Origin of the sequence: Pseudomonas sp. LABIM340, from assembly GCF_040017195.2 — a bacterium.
In the GTDB taxonomy this organism is placed as follows: Bacteria; Pseudomonadota; Gammaproteobacteria; order Pseudomonadales; family Pseudomonadaceae; genus Pseudomonas.
Map to the genome: position 1 here is coordinate 850970 of NZ_CM200227.1, position 17456 is coordinate 868425.

Consider the following 17456-nt stretch of genomic DNA (forward strand, 5'->3'; position numbering starts at 1 on the left):
GTGCGAATGGGCCAATGAACGCGCGGTCAGTTCACCGAGCGAAGGAACTCCGCCGTCTCCGCCCGCTGCGGGTTGACGATCACCTGTTCCGGCGTGCCGATCTCGTGGACCAGCCCGTCGCGGAAGAACGCCACGCGGTCGGACACGTCACGGGCGAAGCGGATTTCATGGGTCACCAGGACCATGGTCATGCCCTCTTCGGCGAGCAGGCGCATGGTGTCGAGCACCTCGCCCACCAGTTGCGGGTCAAGCGCCGAGGTGGCTTCGTCGAACAGCATGTAGTCCGGCGACATGGCCAGCGCGCGGGCGATCGCCATGCGCTGCTGCTGCCCGCCGGAAAGCTTCTGCGGGAACACCTTGAGCTTGTCGCCCAGGCCCACGTGCTTGAGCTGCTTCACCGCCATCGCCTCGGCTTCTTCCTTGGACAGGCCGAGCACCTTGCGCGGGGCGAGCATGACGTTCTCCAGCACGGTCAGGTGCGGGAAGGCATTCCACTGCTGGAAGACGATGCCGATCTTCTGCCGCAGCTTGTTCAGGTCGGTGGTCTTGGCGTGGACCTCGATGCCGTCGACGCGGATCTTGCCGCGCTGGATCGGCTCCAGGCCGTTGATGCACATCAGCAGGGTGGACTTGCCCGAACCGGAGCCGCCGATGATCGAGACCACTTCGCCTTTCTTCACGGTCAGGCTCACGCCCTTGACCACTTCCAGATCGCCGTAGGCTTTGTGCACGTTGTCGATTTCAATCATTTTCCTGCCACCTTTTTTCCAGCCGGGCACCGAGGCGCGCCACGACCCAACTCATGAGGTAATAGATGACCCCGGCGACGCACAGCACCAGCAGGGGTTCCTGGATGCGCGTCACGATGGTCTGCGAGGCGCGGAGCAGTTCGACGATGCCGATCCACATGACCAGCGCGGTGTCCTTCATCACCCCCAGAACCAGGTTCAGCCAGCCGGGGAAGGCCACTCGCGCGGCCAGCGGCAGCACGATGTAGCGCAGGTCCTGCCAGTAGCTCAGACCCAGCGAGCGGCTGGCCCGACGGATGCTCGGACCGACGGCGAGGATGCCGCTGCGGATGATCTCGGTGCAGAACGCCGCCGCGTAGATGCCCAGTACCAGGCAGCCGACGGTGAAGGCGCTCCAGTTCAGGCCGACGATGCTTTTCAGCGAGTTGAACAGCACGAACTGGATCAGCAGAGGCACGCTGCGGAAGATGTCGAGGAACCAGCCGACCGGCATCGTGGCCCGTGGCAGGGCGGCGCGCAGCCAGCCCAGCACGACGCCGGCGAGGGTGCCGATGAGCATGGCGCCGACGGTCAGCTTGACGGTGACCCAGGCCCCTTGCAGCAGGAACATCAGGTCATTGACGGTGAAGCTCGTGGAAAACATGCGCGCTTCTCCTAGTAGCGGAACAGCCGCCAGCTCAACAGGCGGGCGACCGCCACGATGACCTTGGCGATGATGTAATAGAGCACCGCGGCCAGGGCGAAGTACTCGAAGGTGCGGAAGGTGCGCACGTTGAAGTCCTGGGTCACGCCGGTGAGGTCGTTGTTCAGGCCCACCACCACGCCCAGCGAAGTCATCAGCACCGCCCAGACCATTTGGTTGGTCAGCGGGTAGTAGACGATGCGCAGCAGCTGCGGAACGATGATCATCCGGTATGCTTGGAAGGCGCTCATGCCCAGCGAGCGCGCGGCGCGCATCTGGGTGTCCGGCACGGCCTTGAGGCCGCCGCGGAAGTTCTCCGCGAGGTAGCCGGCGTTGTTGAAGGTAATCCCCGCCAGCAGCGCCACCCAGGAGCTGACGTGCAGGCCGAAGGAACCCAGGCCGAAGTACAGGATGTAGATCTGGAACAGCGATGGGGTGTTGCGCGCGATCGACACCCAGGTGTCGGCGAAGCCCTTGAGCAGCGGGTTCTTCATCTGCCGCATGACGGTCAGCAGCAGCGCGATGAGTACGCCGAGGATCATCGACAGCGCGGCTGTCTCCAGGGTGACCCAGGCGCCGCCGAGCATGTCCGGCAGGGCCTTGAACGCGGAACGCCAGTGGAAGCTGTAGTTGAACATCAGCGCACCCCCTCGCTCAGCCAGCTGGGCACGCCGCCATCGGCGCGAGCGCTGCAGGCAGCCTCGACGCACGCGGCAAGGCTGCCGAAATGCACCTGGCGTCCGGCCAGGCCCGGACCATAGTGGGCGTACTTCGCCGAGTTGGTCATCAGCGTGGTGCAGGCCGGTGGGATCACCGGTTCGCCGATCATGCACCAGCAGGTGTCGTTGAGCAGTTGCGCGCCGAAGTCTTCCAGCACCTTCACGTCTCCGGCGGCGCGGGCCTTCTCCTGCACGGCGCGGCCCAGCGCGATGACCAGCGCGACGCCCGGATGCTTGCGGCGCCCGGCGACCAGTTTCGCCAGGTCCGCGCATTCGCTGGCGGAGAAGTGCGGGTTGCCCAGCGAGACCAGTTGCACGGTCGGTTCGCTGGCGTGGTCCAGTTCGCGCCAGGAGGCGACCAGGTCCGCCGGGGTGACGCGCAGGTGTTGCAGCGGCGCCTTGTTGCCCAGGGCGGTGGTGGCGTCCGGCGCTTCCGGGGTGACCCCGGCGATGTGGAACATCGGCGCGGCGGAGGTGGTGGCGAAGGCCGCGCCAAATGCTTTCAGCGCATCGCTGTCCGGCGCCAGCGGCTGCAGGCCGTCGACCACCGGGATGCGCGAGCCGCACAGCTCGCCGATGTGGTAGCCGAGCAGTGGGAAGATCGATTCGTCGTGTGCGGCCGGCAGTTCGACATCGATCCGCAGCGTGGCCAGCCGGCCTTCGTCACGGTGGCTGCCGACGTTGGGCGCGCGGCCGGTGAGGGCGATGCAGATATCGAGGTAATCCGGGTACTTCAGGGTCCGCGCGCCGAGCACGCTATTGGCGTAAACCACGGCGTTGGATTCGGCCCAGACTACCTGTTCGCCGAGGCTCGGCTTGCTGTCCAGCAGGTAGGGCGCGCAGGTGTAGCTCATCTGCGCGCCCATCTCCATGTAGGCATCGCCCAGCGCGGCGGCGGGTTCGCCGAAGGCCTTGTCGACGCCCAGCTCGCGCCAGCGGCGGTGGTCCACGGAGATGGAATTGAGGGTCGTCGGCACCTTCACCTGGCCGCCCCAGTCCGCCAACTGGCGGGCGAAGCGCAGGCTCGCGGGGCCGGTATAGATGCAGCCGTCGATGTGCGCCTGGGCGACGTCGAGCAGGTCTTTCGCGCCTTGCAGCGCGGCCATGCGCAGGACGATCTGCATGGCGGCCTGGGCGGCCTTGCCGTGCTTGCCGTCGAGCAGCTCATGGTCGCCGGCATTCAGTGCCAGGCCTGCCGGCAGCGGGCCGGCGTCGCTGGCCATCACGCCCTGCCAGCCATCGGCAGGGCGCTCGGCGCTGAGTGTTACCTGACCGTCTTCGATACGGGCCCAGCCGCCCGTGGACAACTGCTCGAAGCCCTCGCTCCCCAGGCACAGCACCGGGATGGAGCGGCCGAACAGCGCCTGCGCCACCAGCACACCCAGGGTGAGGATCTCGTCCGGCTCGGCCAGCAGCAGGGCTGCCGGCGCGTGGCCGTTGAGCAGTATTTCCAGCATCACGCTACTGCCGGTACAGGAGCCGCGTCCGCTGGGAATCGCCAGCACCCGGCCGGGCAGGAAGCTGCCCGACAGCGGATGGTGGCGGTCGATGACCTCGCCCGTGAAAGGCTCGACGCCTCCCCAGAAGCTCAGCCCGGTGTCGGCGGACAGTAGCGCCCCTTCGGCGCTACCCCCCATCAGGACCCGCCCTGTCAGGCGTGAGTCCCGCACCCTTGAAGCCTGCATCGAAGACATGTCGCACCCGCTGTCAGTAGTACACGTGGGGAACGGTGAGATCGACCGGGGCGCCGCCGACCCACTTCTCGTACAGCTCGGCGTAGCGGCCGGTGCGGACCTGCTGGTTGACGAAGAGGTTGAGGTAATGGATCAGGCCGTACTCGTTGCGCGCGGCGGCCAGCGAGACGTAGTCGATGACATAGGGCGCGTTACCGACGACCTTCAGGCCCTTGTACTTGCCGGACTTGAGGGTGGAGGCGGCGACGGTGTTGGTCACCACGGTGGCGTCGATGTGGCCCTGGGCGACGGCGAGGATGGTGTCGTTCTGGCTCTGGTAGGCGCGGAAGCTGCCCTTGCCGGCCCACTTCTTCACATCCTTCTCCAGCGCGATGGCTTCATAGGTGCCGCTGGTGTTGCCCACCGGGCGGTCCTTGAGGTCGTCGTACTTGGTGATGCCGGTGTCGTCGCGGGTCAGCACCACCATCTGGAAGGCGAAGTAGGGGATGGTCATGGCGACCGTCTTGGCGCGCTCCAGGGTGTCGGAGGTGGAGGCGACGATCACGTCGGCGCGGCCGGAAACCAGCGCAGGGATACGATCGGGGAAGGGCGTCTCGACGACTTCGGCGGTGACGCCCAGCACTTTCGCCAGGTCGTTGCAGTAGTCCACGTCGAAGCCGACCGGGTTGTTCTGTGCATCGCGCGAGCCCATGGGCGGGAAGTCCAGGGTCACGGCGCAGCGCAGCTTGCCGGATTCGATGATGTCGTCGAGCTTGTCGGCCTGGGCCTGGCCGACGATGAACACAGCGGTGAGGGCTAGAGCAATTCGGGAGAATTTCATTGGGGCCTCTCTGAGTCAGTGTTGTGCAGCAGTTTTTGTATTATGGATTTCGTATACGATATTTTTCAGAGCAAGGCATGTGCCAGAAACCACTCGGGTGTGACCCATGGGTCGCAAAGCCCGGTGTTCAGGGGATTGGTTGCTGGGAGCCTTCCGAATTAACTGTAGGCGGGTTCTGCGCGCTGTTACCAAATGAAGCAGGAAGGCGTTTCGCTGCCCCTTATGGGAGCACTCCACCGCACAGCGTTCCCCTGTAGGAGCGGGCCATGCCCGCGATCGCGCCCATGGGGCGCTCCTACAGGGAACATCGCTGCTGGAGGGATCACGAACAGTCCCGCCGTCGCGGACAGGTGGTCCGTCAGCTGGGAGCGGTTTGCGACTCGCGATACTGCGTCGGCGACAGCCCGGTCAGCGCGCGGAACTGCCGGCTGAAAGCGCTGTGGTCGGTGTAGCCGCAACGCAGGGCGATCTCGGTGATTGGCAGGTCTTCACCCAGCAGGCGGGTGGCCGCGCCCAGGCGCGCCTTGTGGATCATCTGCCGTGGGGTGAGCTGGAAGATGCGTTTGCAGTGGCGCTCCAACTGGGCGACGGACAGCCCGGCCAACTCGGTCAGCTCGCCGAGGTTGATCGGCTTGTCGAAGTGCTCGCGGATGTAGGCGTCCACCGCTGCCAGGCGCTGGTACGCCGGGTGCGTGGATTGCGCCGCCTGCAGGTCGCTGGAAATCCCTGCCATGCCGATCACCGCGCCGGCCGCATCGCGCAGCGCCAGCTTGTGGGTCAGGCACCAGCCGGGTTGGCGGCCGGGATAGAGGTGCAGCTCCAGCTGATCGCTGAGCTGGCCGCCGGTTTCCAGCACGCGGCGGTCCTGCTCGGTGTAGACCGGGCCGAAGCGCGAGGGAAAGACGTCCTCGGCGGTGCGCCCGAGCAGTTCACTGGCGTCCTTCACGCCGCAGCGCCGCGCCAGGGTCTGGTTGACCAGCACGTAGCGCGCCGCAGTGTCCTTGATGAAGAACACCACGCCGGGCATGGCATCGAGCAGCGGGGCTATCTGCCGGAAAGTCTGCAGCAGGCTGTCCAGGTCGCGGGCGCCCTGGGGGATCAGGTCGTGCATCGGGAAGCGGGTCGGCTGTCGGAACATGGAGAATACGGGGCGAAGGGCCTTCGTGGTAGGGCGAATAACGCCTCGGGCGTTATTCGCCGTGGTCAATTTGGGGAGGCAGAGGCGGCGGATAAAGCGTGCCGCTTTATGCGCCCTACGGAGTGCGCGTAGGGCGCATAACGCCCCAAGCGTTATCCGCCGTTCGCTCTTTCAGTCTTCGGCCAACTGCAACAGGGTCTCCACCCGCGCCGGGCTGAACGGCGGGCGCGGCGCCGGCGGTTGCCAGCCGAACAGCTGCTTTGCCGCTGCGCCGCACACGCGGCCCTGGCAGGCGCCCATGCCGCAGCGGCTGGCGAGCTTGGCGGCGGTCCAGTCCGGTTTGCCGGCCAGCATCGAGTAGGGCACGTCTTCGCAGCGGCAGACGAGGGTGTCCGGCTGGGCCAGTTGGTTCAGGCGTGGGTCGAGGGCGAAATCGCGCTTGAGGGCGTCGGCGAATCCCTGCCAGCGCTGGCGCTGCGACCAGAGCTCGCGGGCGCGGTCGTGCTCACCCACCGCCGCGTGGCCGGCGATGCGGCCTTCCACCAGGGCTTTCTCCGAACCGCCGAAGCCGGTGCATTCGCCCGCCGCGTAGATGCCATCGCGGCTGCTCGCCTGCCAGGCATCCACACGGATCGCGCCGTCGTCCACTGTGCAGCCCAGCGCCTGGCCGAGCTGCACGTTGGGGATCAGGCCAAAGCCGCAGGCCAGCCGGTCGCAGGCGATTTCCTTCAGCTTGCCGCCCTGGTTGATGCGTACGCCTTCCAGGTGATCGCTACCCAGGGCGGCGACCACATGGCTGCCGGCGCGGTAGGCCGGGTCATACAGACCGAAGGACTGCAGCAGTTTGTTCGGCCAGCGCGGCAGGTTCATGGCGAAACGCGCGAGCGCAGGCCAGGACGCCTGTTCGGCGATGCGCAGGATTTTTGCGCCGTTGGCGCGGGCAGTGGCTGCGCTGGCGAGCAACAGCGGGCCGCTGCCGGCAATCACCACGCGCATCCCATCGACCGGCACGCCGCCTTTGACCAGCGCCTGCAGGCCGCCCGCGCCGGTGACGCCGGGCAGCGTCCAGCCGGGGAAGGGCAGCAGCAGTTCGCGGGCGCCGGTGCAGAGGATCAGCTTGCGGTAGTCCAGCCGCCAGCCGCGCTCGAAGTCTTCCAGCAGCAGGCCGCGCTCGCCGGCCAGCGCAACCACGCGCGTGCCGTTGTGAGTCCTGATATTGGCGCAGGCAGCCACTTGCTCGCGCAGCTCGGTGGCGGCACGGGGCAGGTGTGCTTTGGGCCCGTCGCGCCAGATTTGCCCGCCGGGCAGCGGGTTGTCGTCGAGGATGACGATGCTCGCGCCGCTCGGCGCGGCGGCGAGGGCGGCGGACAGCCCGGCCGGGCCGGCACCGATGATGACGATATCGGCCGCAGCGTTCATGGGCGGGTCTCCACCTGCATGCCGTCGCGGCACAGGGTCTGACAGGCCAGGCGGCGCTGGCCGTCGATGCTCACCCGGCATTCCTGGCAGACGCCCATGCCGCACAGTGGCGCGCGACGCTGGCCGCTGACCGAGGTGCGCGTAGTGCCGTCACCGCCCAGGGCGAGCGCGGCGGCGACCGTGGTGCCGGCGGCGACCCGCAGCGGGCGGCCGTCGAGGATCAGCTCAGGCATGGGTGTTGGCTCCAAGAAAGCGGTGCGGGGAATAGGGCTCGGCCGGTAGCGGCAGCGGCTCATCGCACAGCTGCGCGGCGAGCAGGTCAGCGGTGCCGGGGGCGGTGGTCACACCCAGGCCTTCGTGGCCGACCGCCAGCCACAGGCCGGGGCGCTGCGGGTGTTCGCCCACCAGCGGCATGCCGTCGGGGCTGGCGGCGCGGAACCCGGCCCAGCTGCGGATCACATTGAGTTTGGCCAGGCCGGGCATGTAGTCCACGGCGCGGCGCAGCATCTTTGCCAGCATCCAGCCTTCCACCTGCGGGTCAGTGGTGCCGAACTGCCGCGAGGCGCCGATGAACAGCTGGCCGGTGGGGCGAGGCTGGATGTTGCAGGCCACCGACGGGCCGCTGGCGTTGTGCGCGCTTGTCACGTAGCCCAGCTCGACCAGGGTGCGGCGCACCATGCCGGGGTAGCGGTCGGTGATCAGCAGGTGGCCCTTCTTCGGCTCGATGGGCAGGCCGGGGCACAGCTCGCCGGCCTGGATGCCGTTGGCCAGCACCACGGCCTTGGCGCTCAGCCACTGGCCGTTGTCGAGGCGCACGCGGGGTTCGTCGATCTCCACCACTTTTGCCTGATGCTGGCGGATCGGTTTCAGCGCCGATTCCAGCAGCCAGGCGGCGGCGCGCGGTGCGTAGAGAATGCCGTCGCCGGTGATCTCCAGCCCGCCGTGCAGGTCGCTGCGCAGCTCGGGTTCTTCCTGCTGCAGCTCGGCGTTGTTCAGTAGTTTGGCGGCGACGCCGTGCTCGCGGAGGACGGCGAACTTGCGTTCCGCTTCGGCCATCTCTTCATCATTGGCGGCCAGCCACATCGTGCCGTTGCTGCGGTAGGCGCACTCGGCGGGCATGTCGTGGCCCCATTCGCGCCAGCGTTGCAGCGAGTAGTTGCTCAGCGCCAGTTCGGCGGCGTTGTCGTCGAGCACCAGCAGGTGGCCCATGCCGACGGCGGTGGCGCCGGGCAGGCGCGCGTCCAGCACCAGCACGTCCAGCCCCCGGCGGGCGAGGGCATGGGCGCAGGCGGCGCCGACTATGCCGGCGCCGATGACGATGATGTCCGCATCGCTCACGGGCGGATGCCCCAGGCAAAGGGGTCGTCCTCTTCCAGCAGCAGGGTCGCCTCGGCACTGATATTGGCGCGGCCACGGATGGTCGGGATGATGCGCCCTTCGGCCGGCTCGCCGGCCCACTCGAAGCGGCCCTCGAACTGGCTGCCGATCACGCTGGCCTGGCGCCAGGCAGCGCCGGCGGCGAGCTTGCCGTCAGCCGCCAGGCACGCCAGCTTGGCGCTGGTGCCGGTGCCGCAGGGCGAGCGGTCGTAGGCCTTGCCAGGGCAGAGCACGTAGTTGCGGCTGTCCGCTTCGGGGTCGTCGGCAAACAGTTCGATATGGTCGATCAGGCCGCCGTCTTCGCCGCGGATGCCCTGGTCTTCCAGCGCCTTCTGTACGGCGACGGTGTACGCGGTCAGCTCATCGAGGTTGTCGCCGGCGACACGCAGGCCGTGATCGGAGATCAGGAAGAACCAGTTGCCGCCCCAGGCGATGTCGCCGTGCACCAGCCCGTGGCCGGGCACTTCTACCGGCACCTGCTTGCGGTAGCGGTAGGAGGGAACGTTGCGCACGCTCACCGAGCGGTCGCCGTGCAGGGTCGCTTCGACGGTGCCCACCGGAGTCTCGATCTTGTGCGTGCCGGGGCCGATGCGCCCCAGGTGCGCCAGCGAGACCACCAGGCCGATGGTGCCGTGGCCGCACATGCCCAGGTAGCCGGTGTTGTTGAAGAAGATCACTCCGGCACAGGCGCTCGGGTCCACCGGTTCGCAGAGCAGCGCGCCGACCAGCACGTCACTGCCGCGCGGCTCCAGCACGGTCGCGGCGCGCCAGCTGTCATGCTGCTCGGCCAGCAGCGCGCGGCGCTCGGCCATGCTGCCCCTGCCCAGATCGGGAAAGCCGTCGAGCACCAGGCGAGTGGGTTCGCCGCCGGTGTGGGAATCGAGAACCTGGATGCGTTTCATGCTGCCCCCTGGGGTGGTCTTGTGATTGACCCTAGGGTGGCGCGGGGCGGGGATTGCAGCTTGAGGGTTTTCCGCCGGACCGATGATGAAATCGGCACAGCGGGGAGTTTCTGCTCAGCTCGGCGTGGGGCGGTTCGGCAGGTGCTCGTAAAGCGTGCGGCAGACGCCGTTGATGTGCTCTTCCAACAGGCGCGCAGCCAGCTCGCCATCGCCGGCACGGCAGGCGTCGAGGATGTCATGGTGCTCGTGGTCGGCGCGCTCCTTGCCGGAGGACAGGCTCATCTGCATGCGCAGGTAGCGCTCCAGCTTGTCGTGGATCGAGCGGATCAGGCCAACCAGGTAGGGACGCTGCGCCGGCTCATAGAGGCAGGCATGCAGTTCCCAGTTCAGTTCTGCCCAGCGGCCGACATCGTCTTCGCCGACGAACTCGGCACAGATGCGCTCGGCGCGCTCGAACGTTTCGGCGGTCATGTTGGGCACGGCGAGCCGGAGTGCCTGCGCCTCGAGGACCACGCGCACCTCGAACATCTGCGCCAGTTCCGGCTCGGAAATCTTCGTCACCAGCGCGCCCTTGTTGCGCTGGAACTCCACCAGGCCTTCGGCTTCCAGGCGCTTGAGCGCTTCGCGCACGGGGATCTTGCTGACGTTGAAGATCTGCGCGATGTCGTCCTGGCGGATCGGCTCGTGCTCCGCCATCTGGCCGGAAATGATCGCTTCGCGCAGGTGCTTGGCGATGGTCTCCGAGGCGGAGGGGACGATACCCAGGTTGGGTGCGTTGCGTAGCGGCACGATGCAGTCCGGTCAGGTGGTTGTTGTCGGATATGGTATACGAAATCCCTGTGATGCAGTGAAGCACCGGCAAGCGGTCATCGCAATGGGCGCATCACGGGATTTGCACACGCAATGCGCGTGCCGGAGGGATCAGTTGCGGCGTTCGACGATATAGCGGGCGAGGGCGCGCAGCGGCTCGGCGTTGTCGCCGAAACCTTCCAGCGCGGCCAGCGCCTGGTCGCGCAGGGCCAGGGCGTAGGCCTTGGCGGCGTCGAGACCGAGCAGAGCGGGGTAGGTCGGCTTGTCGTGGGCCTGATCCTTGCCCTGGGTCTTGCCGAGGGTCGCGGTGTCGCTTTCCACGTCGAGGATGTCGTCCTGCACCTGGAACGCCAGGCCCACGGCCTCGGCATAACGGCGCAGGGCTTCCAGGGACGTGGCGTCGGCGCGGCCGCTGGCCAGGGCGCCCAGCTGCACGCTGGCTTCGATCAGCGCGCCGGTCTTGTGCCGGTGCATGGTCTCCAGCGCCGCCTGGTCGATCTTGCGGCCGACGGATTCCAGATCGATGGCCTGGCCGCCGACCATGCCGGCGGAACCGGCGGCGCGGGTCAGGGCCAGCAGCATGTCCAGACGGGTCTGGGCATCCTGCGGATTGAGTCGGGCGTTACCGATCACCTCGAACGCCAGCGCCTGCAGGCCGTCGCCGGCAAGGATCGCGCAGGCTTCGTCGAAGGCGATGTGGGTGGTCGGCTGGCCGCGGCGCAGGTCGTCGTCGTCCATGGCCGGCAGGTCGTCGTGCACCAGGGAATAGGCGTGGATCAGCTCCACCGCGCAGGCCGCGCCATCGGCGCGTTCGGCATCGCCACCCAGGGCTTCGCAGGCCGCGTAGGCCAGCAGCGGACGCACGCGCTTGCCGCCGTTGACCACGCTGTAGCGCATGGCGGCGTAGATACGGGTGAGTTCTTCACGGGGGGCGACGAAGAGTTTTTCCAGCGCAGCATCGACGCGCGCCGTACAGCGCGCCTGGTACGCGGCGATCATGCGTCTTCGCCTTCCGGATCGAAGGGCGCTTCGCTCAGCTCGCCGTCGCGTTCCAGCAGGATCTGCACCTTCTGCTCCGCCTGGGTCAGCGCCGCCTGGCAGTCGCGGGTCAGGCGGATGCCCTGCTCGAAGGCACCCAGCGAGTCCTCCAGCGACAGCTCGCCGCTTTCCAGGCGCTCCACCAGCGTTTGCAGCTCGGCGAGGGACTGTTCGAAGTCGAGGGAAGCTTTCTTGCGGGCCATGCGGACATCTCGGCGGGGGTATTCGGAAACCTCGCGACACTAGCAGAGACGGGCTTTGCGGGCAAATCTTCGGTCAGTTCGCCGGCGACGGTGCGAGTGCTGCCAGCGGCGCATTCGGCCCTGTTTTCTAGTAGCCGCCGTCGCGGACGCCCTGGTGCTCCGCCACCACTTTCAGCATGCGCAGCGACTCGAAGGGAGCGTCCACCACGAACTGGTTGGCCAGCCACGACGGCACGCTGCCGCCGGGTTCGCCGCGCATTTCGTAGGTGACTTCGGTGAGCTTCGGGCCCTTGGGGACCATCCGCCAGGTGCCGGAGACGCTGGGCACGCGGATGCGGTCCTTCACCGGCGGGATGTAGTCCGGCGCGGCCTGCAGGTGGCGGATCATGCCGCCGTCGGGGGTTTCCTCGGTGCTCACCTTCAGCACCAGGTCGCGCGGGGCGGCGGGCCAGGGGAGTTTGGTGTCGAGGTAGACCCAGATGGCTTCGTCGCTGAACTTGAGCAGGCGCATCTGCGCGCAGGCATACAGCCACGCGCAGGAGACGCGCAGGTTCTCCTGCAGGTGGCCGAGGGTGGAGACGTCGGCCTTCACCAGCGTCACGCCGCGGAAGCTCTTGTAGCGCGAACCGGGCACTTCGCTCAGGTAGACCTGCACGCCGTCCTTGTCCTTGGCCAGCTTCCAGTCTGCCGCCTGCGCCTGGGCAAGCGCGGGGGCAGTCAGCAGCAGGGCGAGCAGCAGGAGCGGCGAGCGTTTCATGACAGCGGACCGGCGGGGGAATAGTCCGATCTTATGCCTGGCCCGTGACAGTGGCGCATTGGCCGGCGAGCGGTCTGGCGCAGGGGGCGCGCCTTCGGGCAAGGGGATGCGCAGTCGGAGATTACTGTAGGGCGACGTCGGTGAACTTGAGGGTCTGGGTTTCGCTGTTCCGGTTGCTGAACACCAGTTTGATGGCCGGGGTGCGGGTCAGTTTGTCGTTCGCGCGCTGGAATGTCAGCGTGGCGCGGGTAGGGACATTGCGGACCAATTGGAACTGCAACCCATAGTAGTCCTCGACCTGCCCGACCCGAATGGTGGCGGGTTGCAGCGGGCCGCCAGTCTCATCGAACAGGCGAGTGGCCCCGTCAAAGCGGAAGTCCCTGTCGACATCCAGGTTGGTCAGTTCGAAGGTGCAGGTCGGCAGGCGGCCGATATTCTCGCAGCCAGACAGCTCGACTCGCACGTTGTCCAGCACCTCCATGCGCTTGCCGAGCAGGTTGGCGCCTTCGTTTTCCACGATCTTCGATTGTACCTTGGCGAACTCGAAGGAGGGCTTGGCGTACTCGGTGCCCAGAATGAAGAAGATCGCCGACAGTCCAGTGATGAGCAGGAATTGCATCGAGCCGCGCAGCATTGCCGGCAGGTTGCGCATCTGCCAGCTGATCGACAATGCGCCCAGAACGGTGAAAGTGCTTACCAGAAGCACGACGTTCTTCCAGTTGATGAAGCTGAATCCGAAGACGCTGGGGTCGGGCACCACGTAGGTGATCAACGCCCACATCAGGCCGAGGACGACCCCCAGACCTGTCATGACCCGAGCGACCAGCGAGGCGACCTTGCTGGCGGGGGCCGGCGCGACGGGGGCGTTGGGGAGGGGAAGATCCTGCTGCGTCATGATGGGCTCCATTTCCATTCTTCGGGTCCTGTCCAGGTTCCCTTGCGGCAAAAGCTCGAAACCGGGGCTGCCGCAGTGGCGGCGTGATTGGTGGCGGGTGGCCATTATCCAGTTGGGGGCGGATTGGTAAAGACTTGCCTGTCATTGCAAGGGGCGGACAAGTGCCGGGCGCGGTAGATCGCTCGAGTGCCGTGGCGGCGAAGGAAGCTGCTGGTGCAGTAGCATGCGCGGCTGGCAGGAGGGGCGGGCAAATCGCAGGCATTAAAAAAGCCGGCTTGTGGCCGGCTTTCAGGGGGTGGTCCAACCTTACTTCTGGTAGGGCGGACCGCCTTGATTCTGTGGCAGCGCAGCGAGCTGCGTGCGGGGGGCGAAGATGGTAGCAAAGTCGGGACGAAAAGCCTAATCCCGGTCATGAAAAAGCCCCGCCTGGGCGGGGCTCTTCACGGCGCGGTCACCCGCGCCACCATCACTTGGCCTGGAAGGCAGCGACGGCCTTGTTGATGTAGTCGTGAGCCTGGGCAGTGTCGCCCCAGCCTTCGACCTTCACCCACTTGCCCTTCTCGAGATCCTTGTAGTTCTCGAAGAAGTGCTTGATCTGCTCCAGCAGCAGGGCCGGCAGGTCGGTGTATTCCTTCACGTCGTGGTACAGCACGCTCAGCTTGTCGTGCGGTACGGCGATCAGCTTGGCGTCGCCGCCGGCTTCGTCGCTCATGTTCAGCACGCCAACCGGACGGGCGCGGATCACGGAGCCCGGAGCGACCGGGTACGGGGTCACGACGAGCACGTCCAGGGGGTCACCGTCGTCGGCCAGGGTGTTCGGGATGAAGCCGTAGTTGGCCGGGTAGAACATCGGGGTGGCCATGAAACGGTCGACGAACAGGCAGTCGGTGTCCTTGTCGATTTCGTACTTGATCGGCGCGTGGTTGGCCGGGATCTCGATGGCGACGTAAATGTCGTTCGGCAGGTCTTTGCCAGCCGGGATGCTGCTGTAGCTCATGGACGACTCCAGATAGTGGTCGGGCCGAAAAAGTGCGGCGGATTATAGGCAGATTGCCGTGTCCAAGCCACAGACATCGCCTAGTGCGCCTGAGTTTCCTGATATTCGGGGTGATCGGCCTGAAGCTTGTGCAGGCGCGAGAGCGGATCTTGCCGGTAGAACAGCGAAAGCTGTTCATAGACTTTGGGATAGGCCGCCCAAAGGAGGTCCGGAGCGGTAAAGAAGTACTCGCTGGTGACGGCAAAGAACTCGGCCGGATTCTCCGCCGCGTACGGGTCGATGGCGGTGTGCGCCTGCGGGTTGTGGTCGAGCTGGCGGTTCAGGTCGTCGTAGGCGGCCTGCATGGCGGCGGCCCAGTCGGCGACACGCATGTCGCGGTGCAGCGGTGGCATGCCGTTGGCATCGCCATTGAGCATGTCGAGCTTGTGCGCCAGTTCGTGGATCACCAGGTTGTAGGCTTCCCAGCCACCGCCGCTTTCCACGCCGGGCCAGGCAAGGATCACCGGGCCCTGCAGCGAGGTTTCGCCGGCGCGCTCGTCGTCGAATTCGTGCATGACGCCCGCCGGGTCGCGGTGCTTCTGCGGGCTGACGAAGTCGTCGGGATAGAGGACCAGCTCATGGAAGCCGCCGTACCAGTTCAGGTCCGGCAGGTGCAGCAGCGGCAGCTCGGCCTGGGTGGCCAGCAGCAGGCGGCGGTAGTCGTCCAGCTCGATGCCCGGCAGCGGCGAGAGGCGCTTGTCGCGCAGGAACAGCAGCGCCCGCTCGCCGAGCCGGTGCAGTTCCTCTTCGCTCAGGCCGTCGAGGATCGGCAGGTGGCGGCGCACCTGCGCCCACAGCTGTGCATCGAGCGGATAGCGGGCGAGGAAGCGCCGGCGGCGCCAGGCGCTGAAGGACCACATGGGCGGGTCAGTGCTCGCCGGGCTGGGCCTTGGCGGCGGGGCGCATCTTGTGGCGGATGAAGCCGATCAGCATGGGCACCAGCGAGAAGGCGATGATGGCGATGATCATCACCGAGAGGTTCTGCTTGATGAACGGCACGTTGCCGAAGAAGAAGCCCAGGGTCACCAGGCCGCCGACCCAGGCGATGCTGCCGGCCACGCTGAAGAACAGGAAGCGCGCGTAGGGCATGTAGGCCATGCCGGCGACGAAGGGCGCGAAGGTGCGCACGATGGGCAGGAAGCGCGCCAGGGTCACGGTCTTGCCGCCATGGCGTTCGTAGAAGGCGTGGGTCTGGTCCAGGTAGTCGCGGCGGAAGACCTTCGACTTCGGGTTGCTGAACAGGCGTTTGCCCAGGGTTCGTCCGATCACGTAGTTGGTGCTGTCGCCGGTGATGGCTGCGACCAGCAACAGGCCGCCAAGCAGCCAGGGGTCCATGCCGCCAGCGGCGCAGATGGCGCCAGCAATGAACAGCAGGGAGTCGCCCGGCAGAAAGGGCGTCACCACCAGGCCGGTCTCGCAGAAGATCACCAGGAAGAGGATGGCGTAGATCCAGGTGCCATAGTTGGCTACCGCCAGCGACAGGTAGGTGTCGAGGTGGAGAATCAGGTCGATCGGGTTGAATTCCATGAGAAGCCTGTCTGACAACAAGGTGAACGGCCGGGCCGCCCATTATAAGGCGCGGCCGGGCTGCCGGGGGCGCGCTCCGTCGAGTCCTGCGACGAAGGTCCGCGGGAGGATATTACAGCTTCTGCGTGAAAATCCTGTCGCTGTGAGCGCGGCAACGCTTTGTGACAAATGCCGGGGCAGTGCCGGATGGGCGCTTCAGAGCAGGCTTGCCTGCCAGCTCAGCAGGTCCGTTGTCGCCCTGGGCGTCAAGGCGGCGCCGTGCTGATCGCTGGTCGCCGGCACCTGCTCGGCCAGCGGATGCGCGGCGACTTCGCGGGTGTTCATCGCGCTTTCCAGACGGGCCTCGGCGATCAGCTGCTGAAGACGACCGCTGCGGCGCAGGGTGCGCAGGCCGCGGTCGAGGCTGGCAGCCAGGGCCTCGCCTTCGGCGCGCTTCTTTGGCACCAGCACGTAGAGCGGCTTGACCTCCAGCGGCGGGTCGACGAACTCCAGTTGTTCACGCAGCGCCGGGGCGTTCTGGCTGAGCAGCTGGTAGCCGGTATAGCGGTCCACCACGGCCAGGTCGATGCGCCCGCGCAGGAGTTTTTCCAGGTTCTGCCAGTCGCTGCTGACTACGTCCTTGTTGAGGAAGTCGGCGGCGTCGAATCGCTCCTGATTGACGTAGCCGCGCACCACGCCGATGCGGTACGGGCGCAGTGTGTCGAGGTCGCGTGGGTTGATCGGCAGGGCGCGGTCGCGGCGGCGGAAGAAGCCGAGCTGGGAGTCCAGCAGCGGCATCGAGGTGTAGAAGTCCTGGCTGCGGTCCGGTGACAGGTAGGCCGGCATCAGTGCGTCGAAGCGGCCTTCGCGGGTTTCGTTGAGGGCCCGTTGCCAGGGCAGGAAGACCAGCTCGGCCTTGTCGCCGTTGAGCGCCAGGGCTTCGTTCAGGATGCGGCTGGCCAGCCCGTTGCCCGGCAGGTCGCTGCCGACGTAGGGCGCCCACTCGAGAGTGGCGACGCGCAGGGTCTGGGCCTGGGCGTTGGCGCCCAGGATGGCGAGACAGAGACAGGCGGTGCGCAGAACAAGCAGGGAAATACGCATGGGATCCCTTCATGCGGAGGCCGCGGTGATTCCGCTGATTGCACTCTAATGCGCCGGGCCCGCCGATGCCAGCGGGCCGCCCCGCACTTTGGAGCAGGGCCTCAGTTGAGGTCGTCGCTGATCGGCAGGATGTAGTTCTTGAACTCGCTGTCCTCGCGGAAGCCGATGGATTCGTAGACCTTCTGTGCCACTTCGTTGTTGACGCTGGTGGACACGCGCATGCGCACGGCCTGGGTTTCGCGGGCCATCTGCCGGGCGGTCTGCAGCAGGTGGTCGGCGACCAGCTGGCGGCGAGCCTCTTCGGCGACGTAGATGTCGTTGAGGATCCACACGCGCTTGAGCGACAGCGAGGAGTAGCTCGGGTAGAGCTGACAGAAGCCCATCAGCTTGCTGTCGTCGTCATCCGGCAAGGCCAGGTAGATCACCGATTCCTTGCGGCGCAGGCGCTTCTCCAGAAACTTTCGCGAGGACTCGGGGTAGGGGAGCATGCCGTAGAACTCGCGGTATTTGACGAACAGCGGAGCGAGCAGATCGAGGTGGTCGAGCGTGGCTTGCACGATGCGCATAAGCGGGCCTCGGCGGGAGGTGAGTGGGCTGGTATGGCAATGCA

20 protein-coding genes are annotated in these 17456 nt (G+C 66.7%); all 20 read right to left on the bottom strand.

Annotated elements, in window-relative coordinates:
* Positions 1-26: 26 nt before the first annotated feature.
* Entirely contained in the window at positions 27-749 is a 723-nt protein-coding gene (locus tag ABKS89_RS04180) for an amino acid ABC transporter ATP-binding protein (RefSeq protein ID WP_348589652.1), read from the bottom strand.
* Positions 742-1392, bottom strand: a complete 651-nt coding sequence (locus ABKS89_RS04185; RefSeq protein ID WP_138212080.1) for an amino acid ABC transporter permease — start codon at positions 1390-1392, stop codon at positions 742-744. The genes ABKS89_RS04180 and ABKS89_RS04185 overlap by 8 nt, the downstream gene beginning before the upstream one ends.
* A gap of 11 nt (positions 1393-1403) precedes the next feature.
* The gene (locus ABKS89_RS04190; RefSeq protein WP_045216994.1) at positions 1404-2069 is read right to left on the bottom strand and encodes an amino acid ABC transporter permease; all 666 of its coding nucleotides are present in this window, start codon (positions 2067-2069) and stop codon (positions 1404-1406) included.
* Positions 2069-3787 carry a cis-3-hydroxy-L-proline dehydratase gene (lhpI, locus tag ABKS89_RS04195; protein WP_348589651.1) on the bottom strand — a complete coding sequence of 573 codons (1719 nt, stop codon included), beginning with the start codon at positions 3785-3787 and terminating at the stop codon, positions 2069-2071. Before lhpI ends, ABKS89_RS04190 begins: the two co-directional genes overlap by 1 nt.
* 70 nt (positions 3788-3857) lie before the next feature.
* Positions 3858-4664 (bottom strand): ABC transporter substrate-binding protein, encoded by an 807-nt coding sequence (locus ABKS89_RS04200; protein WP_348589650.1) that lies wholly within the window; start codon positions 4662-4664, stop codon positions 3858-3860.
* A 358-nt stretch (positions 4665-5022) separates the two neighbouring features.
* A complete protein-coding gene (locus ABKS89_RS04205; protein ID WP_348589649.1) occupies positions 5023-5802 on the bottom strand; it encodes an AraC family transcriptional regulator in 780 nt (259 codons plus the stop codon).
* Between the two features lie 171 nt (positions 5803-5973).
* Complete coding sequence (locus ABKS89_RS04210) at positions 5974-7221, bottom strand: FAD-dependent oxidoreductase (protein ID WP_348589647.1); 1248 nt, start codon at positions 7219-7221, stop codon at positions 5974-5976.
* On the bottom strand, positions 7218-7454 hold the full coding sequence (locus ABKS89_RS04215; protein WP_081517234.1) for a 2Fe-2S iron-sulfur cluster-binding protein: 237 nt from the start codon (positions 7452-7454) through the stop codon (positions 7218-7220). The genes ABKS89_RS04210 and ABKS89_RS04215 overlap by 4 nt, the downstream gene beginning before the upstream one ends.
* A complete protein-coding gene (locus ABKS89_RS04220) occupies positions 7447-8559 on the bottom strand; it encodes an NAD(P)/FAD-dependent oxidoreductase (RefSeq protein ID WP_348589646.1) in 1113 nt (370 codons plus the stop codon). Before ABKS89_RS04220 ends, ABKS89_RS04215 begins: the two co-directional genes overlap by 8 nt.
* The gene (locus ABKS89_RS04225; RefSeq protein WP_138212086.1) at positions 8556-9500 is read right to left on the bottom strand and encodes a 4-hydroxyproline epimerase; all 945 of its coding nucleotides are present in this window, start codon (positions 9498-9500) and stop codon (positions 8556-8558) included. Before ABKS89_RS04225 ends, ABKS89_RS04220 begins: the two co-directional genes overlap by 4 nt.
* Positions 9501-9614: 114 nt before the next feature.
* The gene (locus tag ABKS89_RS04230; RefSeq protein WP_138212087.1) at positions 9615-10289 is read right to left on the bottom strand and encodes a GntR family transcriptional regulator; all 675 of its coding nucleotides are present in this window, start codon (positions 10287-10289) and stop codon (positions 9615-9617) included.
* A 132-nt stretch (positions 10290-10421) separates the two neighbouring features.
* Complete coding sequence (gene ispA, locus ABKS89_RS04235; RefSeq protein ID WP_348589645.1) at positions 10422-11309, bottom strand: (2E,6E)-farnesyl diphosphate synthase; 888 nt, start codon at positions 11307-11309, stop codon at positions 10422-10424.
* Positions 11306-11551, bottom strand: coding sequence for an exodeoxyribonuclease VII small subunit (locus ABKS89_RS04240; RefSeq protein ID WP_024764669.1), 246 nt, complete (start codon positions 11549-11551; stop codon positions 11306-11308). Before ABKS89_RS04240 ends, ispA begins: the two co-directional genes overlap by 4 nt.
* Before the next feature lie 127 nt (positions 11552-11678).
* The gene (locus ABKS89_RS04245) at positions 11679-12308 is read right to left on the bottom strand and encodes an START domain-containing protein (RefSeq protein WP_348589643.1); all 630 of its coding nucleotides are present in this window, start codon (positions 12306-12308) and stop codon (positions 11679-11681) included.
* Positions 12309-12429: 121 nt separating this feature from the next.
* A complete protein-coding gene (locus tag ABKS89_RS04250) occupies positions 12430-13203 on the bottom strand; it encodes a hypothetical protein (RefSeq protein ID WP_348589642.1) in 774 nt (257 codons plus the stop codon).
* 466 nt (positions 13204-13669) lie between these two features.
* Positions 13670-14200, bottom strand: a complete 531-nt coding sequence (gene ppa, locus ABKS89_RS04255) for an inorganic diphosphatase (protein WP_081517241.1) — start codon at positions 14198-14200, stop codon at positions 13670-13672.
* 80 nt (positions 14201-14280) lie between these two features.
* The gene (locus tag ABKS89_RS04260; protein ID WP_348589641.1) at positions 14281-15099 is read right to left on the bottom strand and encodes a M90 family metallopeptidase; all 819 of its coding nucleotides are present in this window, start codon (positions 15097-15099) and stop codon (positions 14281-14283) included.
* A gap of 7 nt (positions 15100-15106) precedes the next feature.
* Positions 15107-15766: a DedA family protein gene (locus tag ABKS89_RS04265; protein ID WP_138212091.1), complete on the bottom strand. Its 660-nt coding sequence runs from the start codon at positions 15764-15766 to the stop codon at positions 15107-15109.
* A gap of 195 nt (positions 15767-15961) precedes the next feature.
* The gene (locus ABKS89_RS04270) at positions 15962-16846 is read right to left on the bottom strand and encodes a substrate-binding periplasmic protein (RefSeq protein WP_138212092.1); all 885 of its coding nucleotides are present in this window, start codon (positions 16844-16846) and stop codon (positions 15962-15964) included.
* A gap of 101 nt (positions 16847-16947) precedes the next feature.
* On the bottom strand, positions 16948-17412 hold the full coding sequence (locus ABKS89_RS04275) for a GNAT family N-acetyltransferase (RefSeq protein ID WP_045217031.1): 465 nt from the start codon (positions 17410-17412) through the stop codon (positions 16948-16950).
* Positions 17413-17456: the final 44 nt, after the last annotated feature.